This window comes from Teredinibacter haidensis, from assembly GCF_014211975.1.
Taxonomy (GTDB): Bacteria; Pseudomonadota; Gammaproteobacteria; order Pseudomonadales; family Cellvibrionaceae; genus Teredinibacter; species Teredinibacter haidensis.
In genome coordinates this window covers 3,556,261-3,577,564 of sequence record NZ_CP060084.1, presented here as the reverse complement: position 1 = coordinate 3,577,564, position 21,304 = coordinate 3,556,261, and the positions used below count along the sequence as shown (strand labels likewise).

General features: G+C 48.2%; 16 protein-coding genes. 7 read left to right on the top strand and 9 right to left on the bottom strand.

Features of this window, described 5'->3' with window-relative positions; translation table 11 throughout:
- Nucleotide 1: 1 nt before the first annotated feature.
- From H5715_RS14305 to H5715_RS14280, 6 genes are all read left to right on the top strand, one after another.
- Nucleotides 2-280 carry a hypothetical protein gene (locus H5715_RS14305; RefSeq protein ID WP_246434561.1) on the top strand — a complete coding sequence of 93 codons (279 nt, stop codon included), beginning with the start codon at nucleotides 2-4 and terminating at the stop codon, nucleotides 278-280.
- Nucleotides 281-344: 64 nt separating this feature from the next.
- On the top strand, nucleotides 345-1,007 hold the full coding sequence (locus H5715_RS14300) for a MotA/TolQ/ExbB proton channel family protein (RefSeq protein ID WP_075186971.1): 663 nt from the start codon (nucleotides 345-347) through the stop codon (nucleotides 1,005-1,007).
- Between the two features lie 63 nt (nucleotides 1,008-1,070).
- Complete coding sequence (locus H5715_RS14295; protein ID WP_075186970.1) at nucleotides 1,071-1,622, top strand: ExbD/TolR family protein; 552 nt, start codon at nucleotides 1,071-1,073, stop codon at nucleotides 1,620-1,622.
- Entirely contained in the window at nucleotides 1,619-2,152 is a 534-nt protein-coding gene (locus H5715_RS14290) for an ExbD/TolR family protein (protein ID WP_175574309.1), read from the top strand. Before H5715_RS14295 ends, H5715_RS14290 begins: the two co-directional genes overlap by 4 nt.
- A gap of 1 nt (nucleotide 2,153) precedes the next feature.
- The gene (locus H5715_RS14285; protein ID WP_075186969.1) at nucleotides 2,154-3,122 is read left to right on the top strand and encodes an AgmX/PglI C-terminal domain-containing protein; all 969 of its coding nucleotides are present in this window, start codon (nucleotides 2,154-2,156) and stop codon (nucleotides 3,120-3,122) included.
- A 267-nt stretch (nucleotides 3,123-3,389) separates the two neighbouring features.
- Nucleotides 3,390-5,522, top strand: a complete 2,133-nt coding sequence (locus H5715_RS14280) for a cellulase family glycosylhydrolase (protein WP_246434559.1) — start codon at nucleotides 3,390-3,392, stop codon at nucleotides 5,520-5,522.
- Nucleotides 5,523-5,673: 151 nt separating this feature from the next.
- On the opposite strand, the gene H5715_RS14275 is transcribed toward H5715_RS14280, so the two are convergent.
- From H5715_RS14275 to H5715_RS14235, 9 genes are all read right to left on the bottom strand, one after another.
- Complete coding sequence (locus H5715_RS14275) at nucleotides 5,674-9,063, bottom strand: PAS domain S-box protein (protein WP_075186968.1); 3,390 nt, start codon at nucleotides 9,061-9,063, stop codon at nucleotides 5,674-5,676.
- A 342-nt stretch (nucleotides 9,064-9,405) separates the two neighbouring features.
- Nucleotides 9,406-10,776, bottom strand: a complete 1,371-nt coding sequence (locus H5715_RS14270; RefSeq protein ID WP_075186967.1) for an MATE family efflux transporter — start codon at nucleotides 10,774-10,776, stop codon at nucleotides 9,406-9,408.
- A gap of 896 nt (nucleotides 10,777-11,672) precedes the next feature.
- A complete protein-coding gene (locus tag H5715_RS14265) occupies nucleotides 11,673-12,875 on the bottom strand; it encodes a hypothetical protein (protein WP_075186966.1) in 1,203 nt (400 codons plus the stop codon).
- A gap of 104 nt (nucleotides 12,876-12,979) precedes the next feature.
- Complete coding sequence (locus H5715_RS14260) at nucleotides 12,980-14,131, bottom strand: DUF3570 domain-containing protein (protein ID WP_075186965.1); 1,152 nt, start codon at nucleotides 14,129-14,131, stop codon at nucleotides 12,980-12,982.
- Nucleotides 14,132-14,193: 62 nt separating this feature from the next.
- Nucleotides 14,194-14,424 carry a DUF4266 domain-containing protein gene (locus H5715_RS14255; protein ID WP_075186964.1) on the bottom strand — a complete coding sequence of 77 codons (231 nt, stop codon included), beginning with the start codon at nucleotides 14,422-14,424 and terminating at the stop codon, nucleotides 14,194-14,196.
- Nucleotides 14,412-14,855, bottom strand: a complete 444-nt coding sequence (locus tag H5715_RS14250) for a TlpA disulfide reductase family protein (protein WP_425507046.1) — start codon at nucleotides 14,853-14,855, stop codon at nucleotides 14,412-14,414. Before H5715_RS14250 ends, H5715_RS14255 begins: the two co-directional genes overlap by 13 nt.
- Nucleotides 14,856-14,954: 99 nt before the next feature.
- The gene (locus H5715_RS14245) at nucleotides 14,955-15,611 is read right to left on the bottom strand and encodes an outer membrane beta-barrel domain-containing protein (protein WP_075186962.1); all 657 of its coding nucleotides are present in this window, start codon (nucleotides 15,609-15,611) and stop codon (nucleotides 14,955-14,957) included.
- On the bottom strand, nucleotides 15,581-16,342 hold the full coding sequence (locus H5715_RS14240; protein WP_075187042.1) for an SH3 domain-containing protein: 762 nt from the start codon (nucleotides 16,340-16,342) through the stop codon (nucleotides 15,581-15,583). The genes H5715_RS14245 and H5715_RS14240 overlap by 31 nt, the downstream gene beginning before the upstream one ends.
- A 64-nt stretch (nucleotides 16,343-16,406) precedes the next feature.
- Entirely contained in the window at nucleotides 16,407-19,463 is a 3,057-nt protein-coding gene (locus tag H5715_RS14235; protein ID WP_075186961.1) for an HzsA-related protein, read from the bottom strand.
- Nucleotides 19,464-20,040: 577 nt separating this feature from the next.
- On the opposite strand from H5715_RS14235, the gene H5715_RS14230 reads away from it, so the two are divergent.
- Entirely contained in the window at nucleotides 20,041-21,300 is a 1,260-nt protein-coding gene (locus tag H5715_RS14230) for a hypothetical protein (RefSeq protein ID WP_246434557.1), read from the top strand.
- Nucleotides 21,301-21,304 lie beyond the last annotated feature (4 nt).

The window sequence follows — 21,304 nt, the reverse complement described above, 5'->3', positions numbered from 1 at the left end:
CATGTACAAAAAACGAATTGGGTATATGGCGGTTGTGTTGTCGTCGATTATGTCGGCATTGGTAAGTGCTCAAGACGAGGATGTCGTGGAGCTTAGCGCAACGGTTACCGGAAACCAGGAGCAACCGAAAGTGATTTATATTGTGCCCTGGAAGCCGGCTACGGACGATTCCATTTTGTATCAACCTTTAAACAGTAAAACAGACAATATATTCGGGCATGTGGAACCCAGTGAGCACAAACGCGAATTAATATTTATTAGAGAATTGGAGCGAGAATAAGCTTCATCTCTTTCATTTCTATTTTTATCAGGCAAACAGAGAGTAACCCGGAGGCAAAGAGCTCATGAATACTGTATTAACATTTTTCCAAAGCGGTGGTCCATTTATGTATCCCATCGCGCTGGTATTGGTTTTAGGATTAGCGTTGGCAATTGAACGCTGGGTGTTTTTAACTGCAGCGAAATCGTCAAATCGAAGGGCCTTTAATCGTCTGCTTCCGCTCTTGCAGAAAAAGGACTATGCCGCAGTGGTCGATCTGGCTCGTCAAAACAAGGCACCGATCAGTCGTATTGTGGCTTCAGGCATCGCACGAATGCAGCAAACACCAAGGCGGGACGAAATAGAATACGCAATGGAAGAGGGCGTAATGGAAGCCGTGCCACGCTTGGAGAAGCGCACACCCTATTTGGCCACGCTGGCGAATATTTCTACGCTATTGGGGCTCTTGGGAACCATTATGGGCTTGATTGCCGCGTTTACCGCAGTAGCCAATGCCGACCCTTCTGAGAAGGCTAATCTGCTTTCGCAGAGTATTTCGGTAGCGATGAATACAACAGCATTTGGTTTGATGGCTGCTATTCCGTTGCTCCTATTTCACGCTACATTGCAAACAAAAACCACAGAAATTGTGGACAGTCTGGAAATGGCCGGTGTTAAGTGTCTGAATATTATGTCTAACGTCAATGCCTTTGCCTCGCGTACTCGCAATGGCGACGGCGCGCGATAGCAGTAATAAATGGCCCGGATTTTCTTCGGGTATTAAAGACATTTAAGAAACCTGGCGGTACTTATGCGTACTAGACGAACCCGACAAGAAGAAGCCGATCTCGATATCACTTCTTTTATGAACCTGATGATTATCTTGGTTCCGGTGTTGCTGATGAGTATGGTGTTTTCCCATATCACCGTGCTCGATTTAAAACTGCCTGATATAGCCTCCAGTGCGGCACCTAACGATAATAATCAGTTAAATGAGGGCTTGGAACTGGTGATAGAAGCCGATGAAATGGTGATCAATTATCCGGTCGGTGTGCCACTCAAGCGTCTGCCAAAAATTGAAGATAGGGAAACCGGCGAACTAGTTTACGACTTCGGTACACTTTCTTTGGCTTTGCAGGAGATAAAACGCCTGTTAAAAGAAAAAGGAAAAGATAAAAAAGATATTCTGATTTTATCTCAGGCAAACACCGACTATCAAACAATTGTGCGGGCTATGGATACAGTGAGAAGCTTTAAAGCAGTAGTCGCCGCTTCTGTGGTCAATGCTGAGTTGTTCCCGGCAGTTTCTTTGGGCGATGCACCTGTCAATGAAGCGTCCGATAGGCCGGGAGGGTCAAAATGAAACAGTCAATACACGCAAAACGCATGGCTCGAACAGCTAAGCGAAATAAGATGGCATCCAAGCTGAATCTAGTTTCGCTAATGGATATTTTTACCATTTTGGTGTTTTTCCTTTTGGTGAACTCGTCGGATGTGGAAGTGCTTCAGAGCAATCAAGAGATCCAGTTGCCTGAATCTGTTGCCGAACAAAGACCAGAAAACAATTTAATTGTGATAATCAGTAATGAATCCATTCTGGTGGGTGGTCGCAAGGTGGCAGAAACCGGAATCGTTAAGAGAAGTAAAAACACGGAAATTAATGGTCTTAAAGAAGAACTAAAATATTTGGCCTCCCGTAAACCTTACCTCAATGAGGAGGAAGCAAAAAAAGGTCGTAATGTTACTATTATGGGCGACAAGGATATCGGCTATGACCTGCTGAAAAAAGTTATGACCACGTGTGCCAAGTCGGAATACCGCAATATTTCTTTAGCAGTAAGTCAGGTTCCGAACGATGTAACGGTGGAAAACCTGCGGGCTAGGGAGGGGTAAAGTGGCGACCATATTACTTGCTCCAAATTTACAGCTTCCGTGGAGTTCGACCATCGAAGACGACAGAAAGTTCTGGCGTATTGTTGGTGTTCTACTTATTCCATTTTTTATTTTAAGTGTTGTTATTCCTTTGATCCATGTGCCGGAAAAAGAGCGTTCGGAATTGGAAGAGTTACCGCCGCAATTGGCAAAAGTGGTTTTAGAACAGCAGGTATTACCCAAGCCAACGCCCGTTCCTACGCCGGTGCCCACCCCTGTACCGGAAGAAGAACCGAAGGAGGATGAAAAACCTAAGGACGAGCCAACACCCGAGCCAAAAAAGGAGACAACTCCAGAGCCGGTGTCTACTCCGGAACCTGCCAGGCTGGTAGAGAAAGCGCGGGAAGCGGCTCAGGCAGAAATCAGCCAGTTTACCGATGCGCTTTCGGATATGCGCGATTCATTTGACCTTTCTGAAGTAAATGCCGAGCTTACCCAGTCTACCGGCGAAGCGGCTGAAGTGGACAGGTCAGTGATTTCCAGCGGTGCCAAATCGGGCAGCGGGGGAATTAAAACATCCAAGCTTAGTCGTAATACGGGAGGTGTTGCTCTTTCCGGTAAAGAAACGACCGCAGTGGATAGCAAGTTGGCATCGCCTACGGGTGCAAATTCAGCGGCACAAAAACAGGCCTCTACGGCGGGCAAGCGCAGCGAAGAGCAAATGCGTAAAGTCATGGATAAAAACAAAGGCGCGATGTTTAATATATACAACCGTGCGTTGCGTAAGGATCCGACGCTTGAAGGTAAAGTTGTCTTCGAGATGATTATTGATCCTTCTGGTCGTATTTCATCAGCAAAAATTGTTTCCAGTGAGTTGGAAAATGCCGGGCTTGATGCCAAGCTGTTAGCGCGAATAAAGCTCATAAATTTTGGCAAGCAAGAGGTGAAGCAAACAAAATTAATCTTTTCGTTTGATTTCTTGCCCTACTAAAGGATGAGTTGATATCCAATAAACTACAGCCTTAAGGCCGCTTTTAGAGCGGCCTTTTATTTGTGTAAAACCGCCCCATGCGTAGCTTGCTCAGAATCAAGTTCTTGCTGACAACAAGGGTTAACATGATTTACGTGTGGAGGCTTCGCCAGGAAAACACTAGCGCTATAAATACAATAAATGCCTAGTAAGGTCTTCCACGTAATTATTAATCCTCGCCCAAAAAAATAATGATGTCCTGCGGGCCCGATAAATCGAGGGAATACTATGTCTTTAATACAAAACATGCGGGTGGTCACAGCCCCCGGAACCTTAAAAAAAATCGCGACAGCCACGGCACTGATTTTTGCGTCTTTAGGTGCAAGTGCGGCTTGCGATTACAGCGTCGGTAATCAGTGGCAAGGCGGTTTTACCGCCGAAATTACTGTTACTAATAATACAGGCGCCAGCGTTAGCAACTGGAGCATCGATTGGGAATACGCAAGCGATAACCGTATTACCAGCAGTTGGAGTGCCAGTGTTGAGGGCGACAATCCCTATACCGCGTCGAACCTAGTGTGGAACGGCAATCTGGCGGTTGGCGATTCTGCTTCCTTTGGTGTTCAGGGAACCGGAAACGATAGTGCCGAAATTCCTCTGCTAAATGGTGATATTTGCGCTGCGGATAACCCGGTGTCTTCCAGCAGTAGCTCCAGTTCGTCCAGTAGCGTTTCCAGCTCTAGCAGTTCCTCCAGTGTGAGTAGTTCTAGCTCCAGTGTTTCTAGCAGTTCTTCAAGTGTTGTCAGTAGCTCAAGCTCGTCCAATTCGAACTGTGTGGCAGAATGTAGCTGGTATGGTGAAGTTCGCCCACTGTGTGAAAACCAGGATAGTGGTTGGGGTTATGAAAATAACCAAAGCTGTATTGGTCTCACTACCTGCGAAAGTCAAGTCGGTGGTGGTGGCGTGGTCAACACCTGTGCCTCCAGCAGTGACTCCAGCTCTTCTTCAAGTGTTTCCAGTAGTTCTAGCTCGGTAAGCTTGTCTTCAAGTGTTTCCAGTAGTTCTAGCTCGGTAAGCTCGTCTTCAAGTGTTTCCAGCAGTTCTAGCTCGGTAAGCTCGTCTTCAAGTGTTTCCAGTAGTTCCAGCTCGGTAAGCTCGTCTTCCAGCAGCTCTTCCAGTAGTGTAGGCATGTACAAGGATTGGCTGCATGTGGAAGGTAATTCTGTTGTCGATCAGCAGGGACGTGCGGTTTGGTTGACTGGTGCCAACTGGTTTGGCTTTAATGCTTCCGAGCGAGTCTTCCACGGGCTGTGGAGTGCGCATCACGAAACCTTTATGCAGGAAATTGCGGATCGAGGCATTAATATTATTCGCGTGCCGATTTCCACTGAGTTGTTATACGAATGGAAAAACGGCATATTCGGATCGGTAAACGTGAATACTTACGCAAATCCAGAGTTGGAAGGTTTGAACACCCTGGAAATATTCGATCGCACGTTGCAGCTTGCAGATCAAATGGGCTTAAAAATAATGCTGGACGTACACAGTGCGAAAGCCGATAACAGCGGGCACGTAGCACCTCTGTGGTATGACGGCGAGCTTACGGAAGCGATTTTTTATGAGACGTGGGAATGGGTGGCTGATCGTTATAAAAATAACGATACCCTTGTTGCCTACGATCTGGAAAATGAGCCTCACGGAAAGGCGCATTCCGATACAGCTGCAGCTCGTTGGGATAATTCTAATCACGTCAACAATTGGAAACGTGTCGCCGAAGAAGCATCGCGACGAATTTTAGCAATTAACCCCAACGCCCTAATTTTGGTTGAAGGTGTTGAGGTTTTCCCTAAAGACAGTGTGAATTGGGAATCCAGTGATCCAGCGGACTACCACTTTTCCTGGTGGGGTGGAAACCTGCGTGGCGTTGCGGATTACCCCATAACGGTGCCGGGTAATCAGGATCAAATAATGTACTCTCCTCACGATTATGGCCCCTCTGTTTTTGATCAGGACTGGTTCTATGAAGGGTTCAATCGCGACACTTTGCTAGCCGATGTATGGTACGACAATTGGTTCTATATCCATGACCAAAACATCGCGCCTCTCTTAATCGGTGAATGGGGTGGTCATATGGATGGTGGACGTAACCAGCATTGGATGGAAGAGCTACGCGACTTTATGGTGGAAAGAAAAATTCACCATACTTTCTGGTGTATCAACCCTAACTCTGGTGATACGGGAGGCCTGCTGTTGAGTGACTGGGCGACCTGGGATGAAGAAAAATACGGCCTGTTCGAACAGGCTCTGTGGAAGAACGGCAGTCGTTATGTTGGCCTCGATCAGGAAACACCGCTCGGCGCGAATGGTATGTCGGTAAATGAGTACTATCAGAATGGTGGTGTGGAACCAAGAGGGAATTAAATAAGGGAGATTTAGATTGTTGAAAATGCCCGCCTTGAGCGGGCATTTTTTTCGCCTAAGCAATCCTGCGAGATGAAGGGGCTGTAAATATTGATGGCTTAGCAGTCTTTTTTAACGGCGAAAATCTAATACTGTGTTGTATGCCTACTATTTAGGCCTGTTTGTTTTGCGGCGTAAATGTGACGGTAAAAACCGTTCCGTTTTCTGATGCAAACTCAAGAGCGCCATGAAGTTGATAAACTAGGTCTGACACGAGCTGTAGCCCCAGCGATTGGTGTTTGTCCAGGGCAAAGTCGTCGGGTAATCCTATGCCAGTATCGGCAACTTGAATAGTCATTTTATTATCTAGTTGGTGTAGCGAAATTTTAACCGCCCCCCCTCGTCCTTCGGGAAAGCCATGCTTTAAACTGTTAGAAATAAGTTCGTTCACTAGCAATCCACAGGGGAGGGCCTGATCCAGTTCCAATTCAGAAGAATCGAAATCGAATTCCAGCGCAATGCCTTCGGGAAGTGTAGTCATTGAGCGGAAGGCTTGTGTGGCCAGCTCGGATAGATAGCGGCCTAATTTTACGGTGGCAAAAATGCCTGAACGATAAAGGGTCTCGTGTAGTAGAGCCATAGAGCGGAGACGTCCTTTCATTTCGCTTAGCGCAAGCTTGGTTACTTCATTTTTCGTGCGCGATCCCTCAAGGCTGAGAAGGCTTGTTATAACCTGCAAATTGTTTTTAACGCGGTGATGGACTTCTTTTAGCAAAGCTTCTTTTTCCCTGAGGGACTGTTGAATGGTGCTTTCGGATTTTTTTCGTTCAGTAATATCTCTGGATTCTGGTATTAGCCAAACGACTTTGCCGCTAACGTCTTTTACGGGTTTCAGCGAAAAGTCGAAAATATGTAGCGTGCCCTCTTTGGATAAATGTTCGCTTTCAAAATGGATAAACTCACCCTTGGCAGCTTTGCTAATCGATTCTTCCAAGCGTTTTCGCTGCTGGAGATTGTGGCTCCACCAGATGGTTTGGGGAAACGGTTGGCCAATGGCTTCTTCTTTAGCAATACCTGTAAATTCGCAAGAGGTTCGGTTGACGTCCAGAAGAATACCGTCTGGGTTGAGTAGTCCAACGAAAGCGTAGGATTGGTCAAAAATAGCTCTTGCCCGCTGATCACTGAGTCTTAACGCGGATTCAACCCGCCTGCGTTCCGTAGCTTCGGCCAGCACATTGGCAATCGCCTGGGCGAAGTTGCTATCCTCTTGAGTAAATGCTTTTTCTGTATGGCTGTATACGCCAAGCACACCAAATGGCTTGTTCGTATTGCCTATCACGACTGTCATACCGCTGATCAGTTTATGGTTCCGTAGTTGTTCCGATACTGTGAATCGTGTTTCGTCCTTGAAATTTGAAACAATAACGGCCTGTTGTATACGTAGAGTGTATTCGGTAAGCGGTGCGTGCTTAAGTTCGACAGTATCGGTTGTTGTCCGTGCTTTTTCCCAACCGATATTGGAAACCAATTTTACGGTTTTATTATCGGGTTGTAGCTCCAAAACACTGCAACTTTGGACGTTATATATTGCCGCCATACGCTCAATAGCATTGTCGTAAACTTGTTGCATAGGTGCATCGGACAGCGCCAATTTACCCAGCTCGGCCACGGCTTCCTGTTCTTCTACTCGCACGGCCAGCGCGAGTTCGGCTTGTTTGCGTACAGTAATATCTTCGGTAAAAATCAGTATGCCGCCGACTTTTCCTTCGTTTTCAAACCAGGGCCGGACCTCCCAGCGTAACCATTGCACCTGACCATCATATCGTTCGAATGAGTCTTCATCGGCACGGATAACTTCACCTGAAAGACCTCGCTGGTGAATTTTTTTCCAGTTATCGGGTATTTCAGGGAATATGCTGTAGTGGGATTCACCCAGTATGTCTCGATTTTCCAGTTGATAGTCCAATGTCCACTGGCGGGAAACATGTAAGTAGCGCATATCTTTATCGAACATGGCCAGAGAGACGGGGGAGTTGGCAATAAAAATTTGCAATTGCCCTTTCGTAACCTGCAATGCATCTTCGGCTTTTCTGAGGTTCGTTATTTCGTGGGCTACCGATAAAAGTAGCGAATGATTGTCGTGGTTAATATAGCGCAGCGACATTTGGATAATACGGACCTCACCGGAACGGTGGCGGATCTTCATTTCAAAATCATTGACCTCACCTTCCCTGCGCAGCTCTTCTATAATCTCGTCACGCTGATTGGGCTCTGCCAGAAAACCGAGCGATGTTGTATCCACACGTAATATTTCTTCGCGGGAATAACCTGTGAGTTCACAGAAAGCATCGTTGCAATCGGCTAGCTCGCCAAGATTTTCCTGTAGTGTTAACGGCAAAGGTATGCGCCTGAATGAATTACGGAAACGTTCATCGGCATCGATAATGGCGGTGATGTCCTGGTTGGTGCCAACAATATATGCGGGTTCTGCCCCCTTAAACGGTATCATTTCGGAGCGTCCGCGAAGCGTGCGAATAACGCCTGAAGGCCGAACAATTCTGAATTCCGTGTCGCTGACAGTTGCACCGGCCTTAAATGTGGTTAACGCGTGTTTGACCGTTTCTAAGTCTTCAGGGTGGATCAGCTGGAAAAAATTTTCCTCAGTGAGGTCAAAGGAATCCGGGTGAACACCGTAGATCCGATAATTTTCATCCGACCAGCTGATTCGGTCGGTCTGTACATCGTACCTCCAGCTACCTATATGCGCGATTCGTTGCGATTCGGTTAGGAGTACGTCCTTTTCTCTGAGTGCGTCCTCAGCGGTTTTTCGTGCGTTTTGCATGCGCTCGATGTCCGCCCCTAGGTCGTTCAATTCACTCCAGCCTCCGATCTGAATGGGATCTTCCATGTCTCCTAGGCTGATCCGCCTAACGGCTTGTTGTAATTGAATCAGTGGTAGGGTGTACCAGCGATAGAGGACAGCAAATAAAACGGTTGCAACCAAAAGAGTGATGGCTAGTTCCGTCAATATGATTGAAATTGCACGGTCCCTAGATTCTTCTCTAATCGAGCCCAGGTTGTATTTTAGTACCAGAACCGCAACGGGATCGTGTTCAATGATAATCGGCTGGTAGGCCAGGAAGTAGTGGTTGTCGGTGTCAAAAGCTGTTTTTAGCGTTCGCTCGTCGCTCGCGAGTTGTAGGTGTGTATAGTTGAAGCTGCTTTCCACCGAGGCTAACAATTGGCCTTCAGCGTTTGTGTGGTTGGCGAACAGCACTTTTGATTCGTTATCAACGATGGCATAAAAATCGACATTTATGGCATTCCCCAAAAGGCTGATTCCATCGGCCACCAATTCATGTTCATTCGTGCTAAGCAAATGACGGATAAAGCGTTCTTCGTTAAGCAGCCTTTGTGTTAATTGCTCCTGCAGGCGACGTTCCGTATCAGTCATTTCTTCTAGGTTTCGCCATAGGGTTAGCGCGATCAAAAGGCAGGCAAGTATGGCAAAAGTGAAAGCCGGTAAGAACCAGCGCAGAGAGAGGGAAAAGAGGTATTTCATGTGCCCTACCCTGTTTGAATGGGGAGTATGAGGGTGTTAGTTTTATTCGAATCGTTATATAGGGAAGCCCTGATCAAGGCCAGAATTTATTGGGACAGGATCTGAGCTTCCCTAGAAGTCTACTACATTCGCGGGATACTGCATGTCCCTTGAGAAAGGAAAAGGGATAGTGAGTGGGGGATGTTAGATGCTTGCGACCCTCTACTGAAATAGTGATTCAGTAGAGGGTGAGCTAGAAAATTAGAGAGTAAGGCTGTTGCGTCTATCGGTTGACGCTTCCTTGCTCTCCGCCCGTTTTTTCAAGCGGGTAAACATTAATTTGTTAGGGACACTAGAGCGCGACTAAGCCTCGGCTGCGGCCCGCTGCTCAATTGCGTGAACATGTGTATGCTGCCAACGGTTGAGCCTCCAGCGATACCAATACATAACGGCACGACAGCCTTCATCTAAAATGGCCGATAGCAGTATTCCGTATACGCCCCACTCGAACACAAAAGCCATAACATAGGCTGTGGGAATGGCGACTAGCCAGGTAAACAATGGGCCAACAATGGAAATGAGTAAGCCGTCGCCTGTTGCGCGCAATACGCCGCCCACCATGACATTTACTGCTCGTGGTGGCTCTGAGAGTGCGGCCAATAAAAATAACCAGAAAGCGCTGCCCAACAAGGTTTCATTATCGGTAAATATTCCCATTATTGGGTGGTTAAACACCAGTAGTGCAAAAACAACCGCGCCTGATCCCCACAGTGCAGCTTTCAGGCTCTGCTTCATTTGCTTGGCCGCCTTGCTGTAATTCCCCGCTCCCACAAACTGGCAAATTAAAATTTCGCTTGCCAGGGTGAGGGCCAGAGTAATAATTAAGCCCACTAGAAAAATATTAAACGTATAAATTTTTGCTGCCAGTGCAACGGCGCCCAGGCTTGCGGCAAACCCGTTGAGCACGATCATATTGATATCGAAAGAAAGTGGTTCGATCATACTGGGCAGGGCGATGCGCAACGTATGGTGGCTGGCGTTTTTGAATTCGCGGCGCAGGCTCCGCCAGTGGAAAGGAATTTTAATGAAGGCGATTACTACCGTGCCACTGACCAAAATTCCCAGTATCGAGGCGATTACGCTGGCCCAGGCAACACCGGCGATCCCCAGCTTGGGACAACCAAATAACCCAAAAACCACAACGGTATTACCAAAGGCATTGGCGGAAAAAAAGACAATATTGGCCAGCATATTCCATTGGGGCTGGCCAAAGATGTTCAAGATACTTTGAAAAATCAGCTTTATCGACCAAACAAAGAGCAGCAGACACACAATGCTAATATAGAGATTGGCGTCTTGCTGTACTTGGCTAGGAAGGCCCATAGCGGCGGTTATCAACGGGGATGCCGTATAGAGCGCCGCAGTTAACAGTACTCCTAGAACTAGCCCCCAACTCGCGTAGGTGGCGATAGTCGCGATAGCCTTTTCTTTATTTCCCGCGCCCAGGCGTTGGCTGGCAATACTAGAACCGGCAAAGACGGTTACCCAGAGGATATTGACGCAGAAAAAAATCACCGGTGTCATTGATCCGGCTGCGGATGCCGCAGAATCACTGATGTGGCTTAAGTAAAAGGTATCGAGTAGTGGCACGCTGAGCTGCAATCCCTGTTCAACGAGAAGGGGGCGGCTCATGCCCCAGAGTCCTTTAGACTGGGCAGTGGTTGATTCTGTCATCTGGCGGGGTTACCTATTGGAAAAATGTGGTTATTCGTGGGGTGCCTGAAAGCGGGCGTAGTGTACTCAATTTAGGTCGTTATTTGGTCAATAAAGAAGAAGGTTTTTAACTATTGAGCTGGGGATCAATGATTTTTGACTAAATTGCGATCAAGTGGGTACTGGCCTGTGCTATCTGTTCGCTTCAACCCCATTCGGGGGGAGGATAGGCTATCTACCACTCGCCCCGCAAGGGGATAGTTAATAATGCTTACGGACGACGAAAAGTGCCGATGGCTGGAAAGGCAAGGACCATGGGTAGTGGGATCTATTGCGATCGACACCTCTTGGCGATTGTGGGCCCTTGCGGTGTACGGGCTTGGCTTACACAGTTTGTTGCTTCAACGTCTGGAAGTTGATCCCTGCTGATAAGTTCTTGGGAACTGTAATACATTGGCTATGATTTTTGGTTCGGCACGTATCAATATCCTTTTGTCTTCTGTGCTTGGGTTTCTCGGAGTACCAGCGTTACATGGGCACGATCCAATTTTTGCAAAGCACCACTCCTTTTCTCAAGCCGATTTGTAAAGCTTTCTGATAAATCCACAAATCTCTAACGTGTTCATACGGATGAAGTTGTTCGCAATACCGTAGCATAGGCGGTCCCCCCTAAAGTTGGGGAACCAATTTACTTTTCCGTCGTTAACGCTGAATTTTCCATTTTCTCGTTGTGGCGAAATAGATGAGATTATTTGGAGTTGTTAGTTGGCTTCGTGGCAGAAAAATATATAGGAAATTTTTGTTGCGGAAAAGCTGCTAAATAAGAATAGCGCCTAGTAAAGTAGAAGCATTTCTCGTTTAATTCTGGACGAGAAATGCTTCTACCAGTTCGGTAATTTCTTTGGTGTTTTACGAGTTTAGCTCTTCGCCACTAAGAATAAGTTGAGTAGCTTGTCAGTATTTGAACTTCCCGGTGAGATACCAACACAAGCAATCGTCATTTCACCCGAGTCCTCGTAGTCAGTGTTGATGGAACAGCTAATGGTGCGGCTATCTGAATTGCTACCTGGCTCGGTCAGCGTTCCAACAACAAAGCCATCGGCGGGTCTATTCAATTCGGTGTCGTCTGTAGAGCGTAAATCCAGTGTGTAAGCGCTATCTTTTTGTGCCCCGTTTTCTGTATCGGTCACTTGGTAAAGTGTACAGGAGCCCGAATCGCAAGTGCCTTTTACAGGAAAATTTTGGAAGCCAGTGTTTAGTCCTGAATCGTAAAGAAGGCCAATATAGCTGCCTGAGTAACTGGAGGAACCTGAAATGGTACGCTTTTCTACACTCAGCAGAAATTGCGTGTTCTGGGTTTCGCCTGTGGAGATATCGTCTTCTGTGTTCGCCAGTTCAGCAATAATACTTGCCCCTGAAGAGAAGTAGTATTGATAGTTGCTCTCGGTCAAAAGCCCCTCGTTACAGATGCCGGTACTGAGCCCTATGCCACCAGCATCTTGGTCGTCGGGCGTGGGGTCTGACAAACCGTATTGTCTTTCTAGATTGGTTTTTCCATCATCGATGGTTGAATAGCTATAGGTACCGAAATGGTTGCTGGTGTGTTTATCTGTTGATAGTGTTACTGCCTGCCGATATAGCAGCCAGTTACTATTAATGGAATTACTGGGGCAGTCCGACTGGTGGGCTAAAATCACCAGTTGGTCGGTATCGCTCCGAAACGGTTGAAGAAGGGTTAATTCGTCGCCGAACTGAATACCGGTAATGGCATTGCCAGAAATAAGGTTGGCATCACTTGCCGTTGGACTTAAGCGTAGAAAGCCGTTGCTGAATTCCGCATAGCTGCCATCAATGGTTTCGTCTGCGTCTGCACCTGGGGTTGCACTACGTTTTAGCTTGAAGGTACTGTCATCGCCCTCCAAATTTAATTGCCAGCTAAAAAAGCCTGGGCCTCTATATATGAGATCGTTATCGACGCTGCTGGAACTGCTCGAGCTAGACGAGCTTGAGTCGGATTCTACAATACCGGGTTTACAACCCGTGGCCAGTAAAAATGGGAGGGTAATCATTAGCGCGGAAAGCAGTGGTTTTGCTGCGCGGATGGACGATAGATATTTCACAATTAATCCTTATTTTATTCGCCTCGGACAATGGATTGCCCGGTTATTACTTTGGATTTAACCGTGATCTGAAATAGATAGATCCCGAAAACACGGGAATAGCGCTAGTACCAGGCAGATAAAAAGAAGCGTATCACATTCGCATTAAAACTGTATAACGGCTCTTCGCCGATAGCCACGGATACCGCATTTTCGTCGCCTGGATTGGGGGGGACTTTATAGCTGTAGTTGGCGTAGTCGAAAGCAATATTATCCCAGTAAAGATTAACGACGGCTTTATCGAAAAACTTTAGCCTGCTGGCTTTTATTTCGTAGGAAACACCCAGCCCAATTGCAAGATCGGAAAACTCACTCATTTCCTTATCGCTGGCTAAAAAATTCTGCGCTTCAATGTGAGGGAATAGGTCGGAATAAAATGATGCCTGACTCTGGCTGTAGGTTCGTACTTTCGCCTCAAAAATAAACTGGTCTTTGTAGGGGTGAATATAGCGCAACTCGTAGTTGTTCGCGGTTATACCCCAGCTATCGGTAAAGTAGCGCGCTTCGGCTCGCAGGGAGGCCCTATATGGAAGGTAGTACATGCTCCGGATAGCATAGGCATCGCTGTTACGGGTGGAGGGGTAGCGCTCTTTTTGGAAGCCGACATTGCCAGTGTTCGTTAAAAAGCGAACGCTGCGATAAGGGTTGTTGAGAAAGCCTTCATCTAAAACGGTTTCGGCGTTCACGGCCATAATCCAGCTCTTGCTCAGGACTTGTGTCCATCCGACACCAAAGCGTTGGTGGTGGGCGGGTTCACTGAATTCGGGCGTGCCGTTTTGCTTGACGGTGTCGTTGCCCTGGGAATAGTTGAGGCTGATGGTGGAGAGGTCGCCAAAAAATTCCTGGCTGATACCAAAGCCTACGGTCTCGGCGTCGTAATCGCTTTCACTACTTTGGCTGATGCTCAGGCTCATGGTGGTGCGACCGCGCAGGTAATCAATACCGGCGCCGGTTTCGGTTCGCTCTTCAGTATAGGGGCTGCCCTGGGAGAGCACATCCGGAGAGGCACTGGTAACAAAGTCCATATAATAATTGCCCCAGACGGAGACTTTGTTGGCGATATCTTTGCGCACTAATACCGAGGGGCCGTCAATGGTAACTCCACCGCCGTCGTATCGATGATAAAGCACTTCGGTGCGATCTTCAGGCAGCACGGCCGCCTGCAATTGCATACCAGTGAGAATTAACGCTAACAGTATTGTGACGTGCTTAATCATTTTTCATTATGTTCTGTAAAATGGGAATGTCCGCGTTCGCGGAAATAAAGAGAACCATTATGTTAATTACAACCACACCCGCCACCAGAGCTACCTTCTGCTCCGCGTGCGGCTTCGCGCGCTTCATAAACGTGGTTCATATATTTTGTGGAAGCCGGATGAGACTCGAATGCCATTATCGGGTCGGCTAGGTTTTCCCGTTCGTAGGGCTTCACCCAGGGCTTAATCAAAGAGCAGCCTGCGAAAAAAAAAGTTAACAGGAGTAAGCCCATTCGCTGTACTAATTGCTGCATGAGCGAAGCAGCCCCTTAATATGTTTGATATAGGCTTTTTCATCACCAGGTTTGTAGCCACGATGTATATAACTCATATTGCCATCGCAATCGATCATTACGCTGCTGGGCATGGCGTCCACTTTGTAATACTCATTTACCTTGAGGGTGGTGTCGTAAAGAATGGGAAAGCTGACGGGTACTTGCTTTAACAGGCGGTCAGCTTCCTTGGAGTCTTCTTCGGAATTGATACCTAATAGGGTAAAACCCGCTGGGGAATATTTTTTGTGGATTTTATCCAGTAGCGGCATTTCCTGTCGGCAGGGGCCGCACCAGGACGCCCAGAAATTCAGCATGACCACCTGACCGCGCAAATCACTTAGGCGCACGTTTTTCCCCTGGTTGGATTTGAGGGTGAAATCGATTGCCGGTTTCCCTGGTTTTTCCGCCATGCTGACGGGCGCCAGTGCCAGTGTGAACACAGCGGATAAAAGAATAATGGCTGATTTTAGCAAATGCTTTGTTTTTAACATGCCGAACCCTCGCTACGACTAAAAATAAATGGAAATACCAAAATGGGTTTCCAGGTTTTGGATGTTTTTATCGTCACCCAGCAAATTGTGTGTAAATAAATGGTTGCGTACATCCATGCGAAACGCCAGCCAGTCGGTTAGAAATAATCGAAAGCCGCTGCCAAAATTGGTTGTAAAATATTCTTCGTCGGCAAACAGTGTGTTGCCCACACCGGCAATTAAATAGTAGGCGGTATTAAACGAATACTTGCCTAGAAAAACTTCACCGGGCAACAAATTAATACCGAGCGACAAGTTATAATAATCGTAGGTGCGCTGGTCATCGGTTAGCAGGGGGCTGCCGCCGCCGAGCAATTCATAACTGGTTTCTGTTGTGACGGTAGTACCGTAGGTGCCTTCCAGAAAAAAATCTTCGGTAATATAGTAGCTGGCACGCACGCCATACACATTGTTTGTGCCGAAGTCCTCCACGCTCATCACTCCGGCGTAGATGCCGAATTCGAAGTTTTCGCTGTCGATGCGCTCTTCGCTTATGGGCTTGCGTTCTAGGTCTGGATTAATAACATCGTCCAGAACCGACTGGCTGTCTATTTCAGTATCGTCCTGCGCAAAGCTCCACTGGGCACATGCCAGCATTAGGCTTATCAGAAAAATACGCTGAAACCGGCTTTCCATTCGTCAACCTCTTCGTTTATGCCGCGCTTGGTTAGCAGCGTGTGGTCGTTATATTCAAGTCGAAATAAAAAACTGCGTGTAACATAAAAAATAAAACCGCCACCGACGGTGAGTACGCCATTGTCCCTATCTTCGGTTTGTACAATATCGGAACTGGGCGAGATTGTTATGTTGCCTGTGCCGAGGGTAAAAAAGGGCGAAACTTTCCAGTCGGGAAAGGGCTGATGAACGGCGTTGAGCGCAAACATTTTACTGTTGGAAAATGAACCAAAGGCTTGGGTATAGCGCAGTTCGGTAGAGATATTTTGTGTCAGGTGAAAGCCTAGGTAGGTATTTAGGCCGCGCGCTCCGGAAAAATCCCCGCCGCCAACGCCCAGCTCCCAGCGACGCTTGTGAAAGGCTTCGCGTCCAGGGCGCGACAGGTCAACCATTTCGCCTTGCAGCCCCAGAGTATTTTGAAATTCATCGCGATATACCCAGCCTTTTTTCCCTTTTTCTGTTGCCACTTTGTACCAGTCGGTACGGCTTTTTAGAATGCGAATTTTTTCGCCTTTCTCTATGGTGTGAAAAATAGGAAAGCCGCGGCCAGGGCCGGTATGCATTTCTGCAAAGGCGTCAGTAACAACTACCTCCACGCCTTTGTCTTTAGCTTGCGCTTGCAGTGGAAGTAACAGGCTGGTGATCAATACGATAACAAGCCAGCGGGTTTTATTGTTTGCGGAAAACATCATGTTAGTTTGACTATCCAGTTCCGGCCGGGAGTGCAGAGACAGGCTGTGGCCCCGCATTTAGTTTCTATTCGGGTGCAACAAAGGGATTATTGTAGTACTGCCCACCAATATCCAGCCATTCTGCAATAAGTTTTAATTCTGCGCCATTTAAATACCCCGCGTGTGCGCCATCGCTCTCGAACAGGTTAAAGAACGCATCGGATGCCACAGCACCATTGGGTGATAGGGGGGCGCCGTTGCGGTTTCCTGTTTCCACCATAATGGCAATGGGCTCCATCAGAGGGTCGCCGTTGATATCGAGTATTGGGTTGCCATCGTCATCCATTACTGGCTGCATTTCCTGCACCAGATATTGAACGGGATTATCGTTTTCATCCAGCACGATAGTTAAATCCGGGTCAGTCGTATCCAATGGCGCTGGCACAGTGTTCCCGAGTAGGTCGATAGCTTCGTATTGCGGTACGCCATCAGTAAGCAGTTGGATCATCTGAAATTGTGGAACACCATCTTCAATTAGCTGCTCCAGCTCCAGTCGCAGATTGCCGTTGTCGTCCAGCTCCAATACTCGGCTGCCAAAGAGTAAGTGCGCATAGGAAACGAGGTAATCATTGCGCTCATCGGATTGAACAGCCGATAAATTGAGTTGGTCGTCACCAGCGGGGATGATAATCATACCGTCCGCATTGGTTGTGTTATGGCAGCTTGTGCAGGTGAAGTCGGAAACGAGCATGTCGGCGTCGTCATAGGTTGCGCGGTCTTCTTCCCAGAGCGGCTGAATATGCTCGATATAATTGATGACAACGCGGCAGAGGCTGTTCCAATTGGTGGCACACTCCGTTGGAGCTTGGCTTCCCAGGTCGGCGTAATTGAGATCGATGCTGGCGATTTTGGGGCGAGTGCCGTCCTCTGTCCAGTCGCTGTAATCCGTAATATTGACCGAGGGCGAGCGGGGGCCGAGCATTCTGGCGTAGTACTGCGCCATGGTTTCGCTAATTTCCGGCTGTTCGTTAATACCGGCGTAGGGAATGCCATTGGGATCACGTAATTGTGTGTTGGGAAATTGTGCGGCCATGAGTGCCCCGAGGTTGGCGCTTGCCGGGCCAGCGCCAATTCGCCCGTGCGGCGTTTCGGTGTCTTCGTCGGTATGGCAGCCGGTACATTCGCGGACTTCTCCGGCGCGCAATGTCATCCAGTATTCGTGGCGCGGTCCGATATCGCCACTGCCATCTGTACTGATGCGCTTGCCGTTGGCGTCGAGTATCGAAAAGGTAAATGCGACATCGGCAGGCACTTTAAACATGGCCGAGCCATCGGGTTCGATCGGCACATAGCCAAGAATATCTTTCATTTGCCTGCCCGCGCGGCCAAAGGCGCTGTTATCGAAGTCCACGACATCGTCATCAGCCATGGATACGGCCTTTAATATACGCAGGAAGCGTGCGGGGCGTTGCTCTTCACTGGTCTGAAGTGGGTCGGCGGTTGCAGGAATACCATTGGGGGAAATATCGCTACCGTCGATATCGTACACGCTGCGAATATGCAGAATGCCGACGTTTTCTTCATCGAGATCCTGATCGAAATCGATACCGGGAAGTGGGTCAGCAATATAGTCGGGTATGGCCAGGGGCTGCAGCACCAATGCGTCGGTAAAGATTTTTTCTTCTTCGGAAAGCACCACTGGCGACTGTGTTTGAGTTATGGGATCGAAAATCCATAGGCCGTAAACTGGCACCGATAATTGAATATTCGACAGGGTTAGTGCCTGTTCTGTGCAGGGGTAGTTGCCCAATTCATCTTCGTTCATGGTGATGGGGGTGTCGCCATCTGCCAGTACATTACTGTTGTTGTCGACGAACTCGCCGTTTTCGTTAATCAGTTGAAAGCTGTCATTTACATAGATGCGCAGTTTAAAACCGCGCAGTAGACAGGGGCTCCAGCTCACCAGTAGGCGCTCACTACCGTCGTTGATGGGGTAGGCTGAACTGTAGTAACCCGCCAGTGATGGTGAGCCGTCGGTGGTGATGAGGTTTTGAATAATTGATTCCTGCGCGGGGCCAGCGGCGCCCGAGCCATCTACTGCTATATTCTGTTCGGTAAAATTTAAGGTGTCGATGGCGATCATACCGCCACCTAACTGGTCGGCAACACGCGGGCGCAGGGTAACCTGAATTCGTCCGTCGATTAATTCACGGGGTTTAGCGAAAACGCCCTCACTGTTGTTGGTGCCGGTGTTCTGGCTGTGGAAACCGTATTCAAGATTGACGTTACTGCCGTTGGGGTTAGCGGTATAAAGACTGAGGCGGTCTTTTTGGTCGACGTAGTTATCCCAGCGCAAAAATATAAGACGTCCGTCGCTTAAGAGCGTTGGAAATAAATCGTGACTCTGGTTAAAGGTGATCTGGGATATGTCGCTGCCATCTTCCTCCATCACATGAAGCACGAAGGCTTCTTCTTCACCGTCTTCTGTTAGGGCTGCAAATTGTGGTTTACCTTCGTCCAGTAAAACGGCGCGTGAACGGCGCTGACGGTTGGAGGAAAATACGATGCGTCCGTCGGCAAGGTAGGCGGGCATAATGTCCTGCCCTTCTTCCGCTGTGGTGTCTGACAAAATAATACGGCGAAGAATTTCGGTTTCTAGGTCGTATTCCCAGATATTCCAGGTAGGCTGGTCTTCTTCATCGAGCCCTTCAATATCCGGCGCGCGCATGGAAAACACTAATTTGTTGCCGTCTGCATCCACGGACAAGTTTCGTACATCGTATTGAGGACGTAGGTCTTCGGATGCTTCTTCTGCCATCTCGGCGTCAACTTCTTCGCTGGCTTCTGGCATAAAGGCAATATCGGTAATAACGATGGCCTCTGCGGGAACCGATGCGCGGTCTTTCAATAGTAAGCGCGCCCCAGGTCGAAAGGCGGTCAGCTCCATCAGATCGTCGGGAAGCAAAGCACCGTCTTCATCGCGAGGAACCGGTCGTTCGATATAGGCAACGGGAAAATCGACGACCACCGGGTCTGGTTCCTGAGTTGTGTTTGCTCCGCCACCACCACTGCTGACATCGCAGCCCTGAAATAAAAACAGGCTTAGCGCACTTAGGATCAATACCTGGCGTGTGTAATTCATAACAGGACTCTTAAATAACTAACGTGTTAACGGCACAGTTTGTAAGGCGATAAATCGCTAAACAGGAGAGCTCGTGCCGGGGGCTGCCTGTCATTAAATGTCTTCTGGCGAATGTAAAACAAGCTTTATGCCTATAACAGGCTTTTTTTGTCTAACGGCCCACGTGATTACGAATCTTTACACAATGAAAGAAAATTTAGGCGAATATAAAAACAAGAAAAATTGCCAGCAAGTTCACTATTGAATGGTTTTTCTTGATTTTTACCGATGATGCGGAGAAAACACGTCTGAATCTGAATTTTCGGTTTCATAAGAGAGACGTAGTTCTCATTCTTGGTTTTTCTTACGTGTTTGGGTAAGTTGGAAATGAGAATGGGAATAGATCCTGCGTTGTGCAGGACCACTTTCACACACGCTGGCACGGTGGTAATGATTTTGCGGTTAAGTTGAAAAGTTTTATGACACAAGCCAGTGTCGGGTGACAAAAATTGACGATTGCCTACAAAAATTGTGTCAGTGCGAAAGCGTCGGACGACAGAAAAGTAGGTATGAGCATAAGCGAACAAAGGCAATACAGATGATGATCTGCAAACAAATACAGATAAAACGCCACCTGACCGGCCACGTAATTGCGAGTTGGCGAAAGCTGGTTTTTGCGCTTGTGCTATTGGGTGGATCTGCCGCTGCGGGCGCGGGCACACTGGAAATGGCGAAACGTATCCATGACCGGCTGGCGGGTGTTCCCCCCACCGAATCGGTGTTGCTGCAGATGAAAAGTGATCTTGATGCCGGTGATGGTGTGGGCGCAGCGATGCGTGCCATGGAACATGATGCTTTTTATAACGTGACAGTAAAAAACTGGGCTGCCCCGTGGACCAATCGTGAACAAGATGTATTTGTTCCGCTTAACGACTACACCGCAACGGTCGTTGGTTTTGTGCGCGATAGCGAGACAATGGATTTTCGCCAATTGCTCTATGCCGATATTCTTTATGTCGGCGATTCTACACTTGGTTTGAGCGCTTATTCCAACAGTAACAACACCCATTACGAGCAACTGGAAGCGGGCGGTTACAGTTTGAAGGACAATCTGGTGCAGCGCAGCCAGGCGGCACTGACGGGTCTGCCGGCGGAGGCGACGGCGGGTATTGTCACTTCTCGCGCTGCTGCGCGATCTTTCTTCAAAGCGGGAACCAACCGCGCTAATTTTCGCTTCACCCTGTTAAATCATCTGTGTATGGATCTGGAGCAAGTGCACGATACAACTCGCGTGCCGGATCGTATTCGCCAGGATGTTTCCCGCAGTCCCGGTGGTGATTCCCGGGTGTTTTTAAATAGCTGTGTGGGATGCCACAGCGGCATGGATCCGTTGGCGCAGGCCTTTGCTTATTATGATTACGAGTACGATGCCGACAACGATTTAACCGGTGAAAATGGTGCCATCTCCTACAACGGAGAAGGTGCGACAGACGCCAGAACAGGGACTCGCGTTAAAGGTAAATACCATATCAATGCCGCGACTTTCCCTTACGGTTATCAAACGCCCGATGACAAATGGGATAACTATTGGCGGGAGGGGCCTAATCAAAACTTAGGTTGGGATGAGGCCCTTTCGGGCAGCGGTTCGGGAGCGCGTTCCATGCTGCAAGAGCTGGCGCACACCGAAGCATTTGCTTCCTGCCAGGTAAGCAAAGTGTTTAAGGCCGTCTGCCTGCGCGATCCAGGCGACGCGAGCGACCGGACAGCCGTCAGCGACATGCTCACCCGTTTTAAAAATGGTGGATACCGCATAAAGCAGGTGTTTGCCGAATCCGCCGACTACTGTAAGGGAGAATAGAGAT

Coding starts and splice junctions, on each gene's coding strand:
- H5715_RS14295 (WP_075186970.1), top strand. CDS start 1,071: ATGCGTACTAGACGAACCCGACAAGAAGAAGCCGATCTCGATATCACT.
- H5715_RS14255 (WP_075186964.1), bottom strand. CDS start 14,424: ATGCAGCAATTAGTACAGCGAATGGGCTTACTCCTGTTAACTTTTTTT.
- H5715_RS14240 (WP_075187042.1), bottom strand. CDS start 16,342: ATGATGTTTTCCGCAAACAATAAAACCCGCTGGCTTGTTATCGTATTG.
- H5715_RS14260 (WP_075186965.1), bottom strand. CDS start 14,131: ATGATTAAGCACGTCACAATACTGTTAGCGTTAATTCTCACTGGTATG.
- H5715_RS14290 (WP_175574309.1), top strand. CDS start 1,619: ATGAAACAGTCAATACACGCAAAACGCATGGCTCGAACAGCTAAGCGA.
- H5715_RS14275 (WP_075186968.1), bottom strand. CDS start 9,063: ATGAAATACCTCTTTTCCCTCTCTCTGCGCTGGTTCTTACCGGCTTTC.
- H5715_RS14280 (WP_246434559.1), top strand. CDS start 3,390: ATGTCTTTAATACAAAACATGCGGGTGGTCACAGCCCCCGGAACCTTA.
- H5715_RS14235 (WP_075186961.1), bottom strand. CDS start 19,463: ATGAATTACACACGCCAGGTATTGATCCTAAGTGCGCTAAGCCTGTTT.
- H5715_RS14250 (WP_425507046.1), bottom strand. CDS start 14,855: ATGGCGGAAAAACCAGGGAAACCGGCAATCGATTTCACCCTCAAATCC.
- H5715_RS14300 (WP_075186971.1), top strand. CDS start 345: ATGAATACTGTATTAACATTTTTCCAAAGCGGTGGTCCATTTATGTAT.
- H5715_RS14270 (WP_075186967.1), bottom strand. CDS start 10,776: ATGACAGAATCAACCACTGCCCAGTCTAAAGGACTCTGGGGCATGAGC.
- H5715_RS14245 (WP_075186962.1), bottom strand. CDS start 15,611: ATGGAAAGCCGGTTTCAGCGTATTTTTCTGATAAGCCTAATGCTGGCA.
- H5715_RS14230 (WP_246434557.1), top strand. CDS start 20,041: ATGATGATCTGCAAACAAATACAGATAAAACGCCACCTGACCGGCCAC.
- H5715_RS14305 (WP_246434561.1), top strand. CDS start 2: ATGTACAAAAAACGAATTGGGTATATGGCGGTTGTGTTGTCGTCGATT.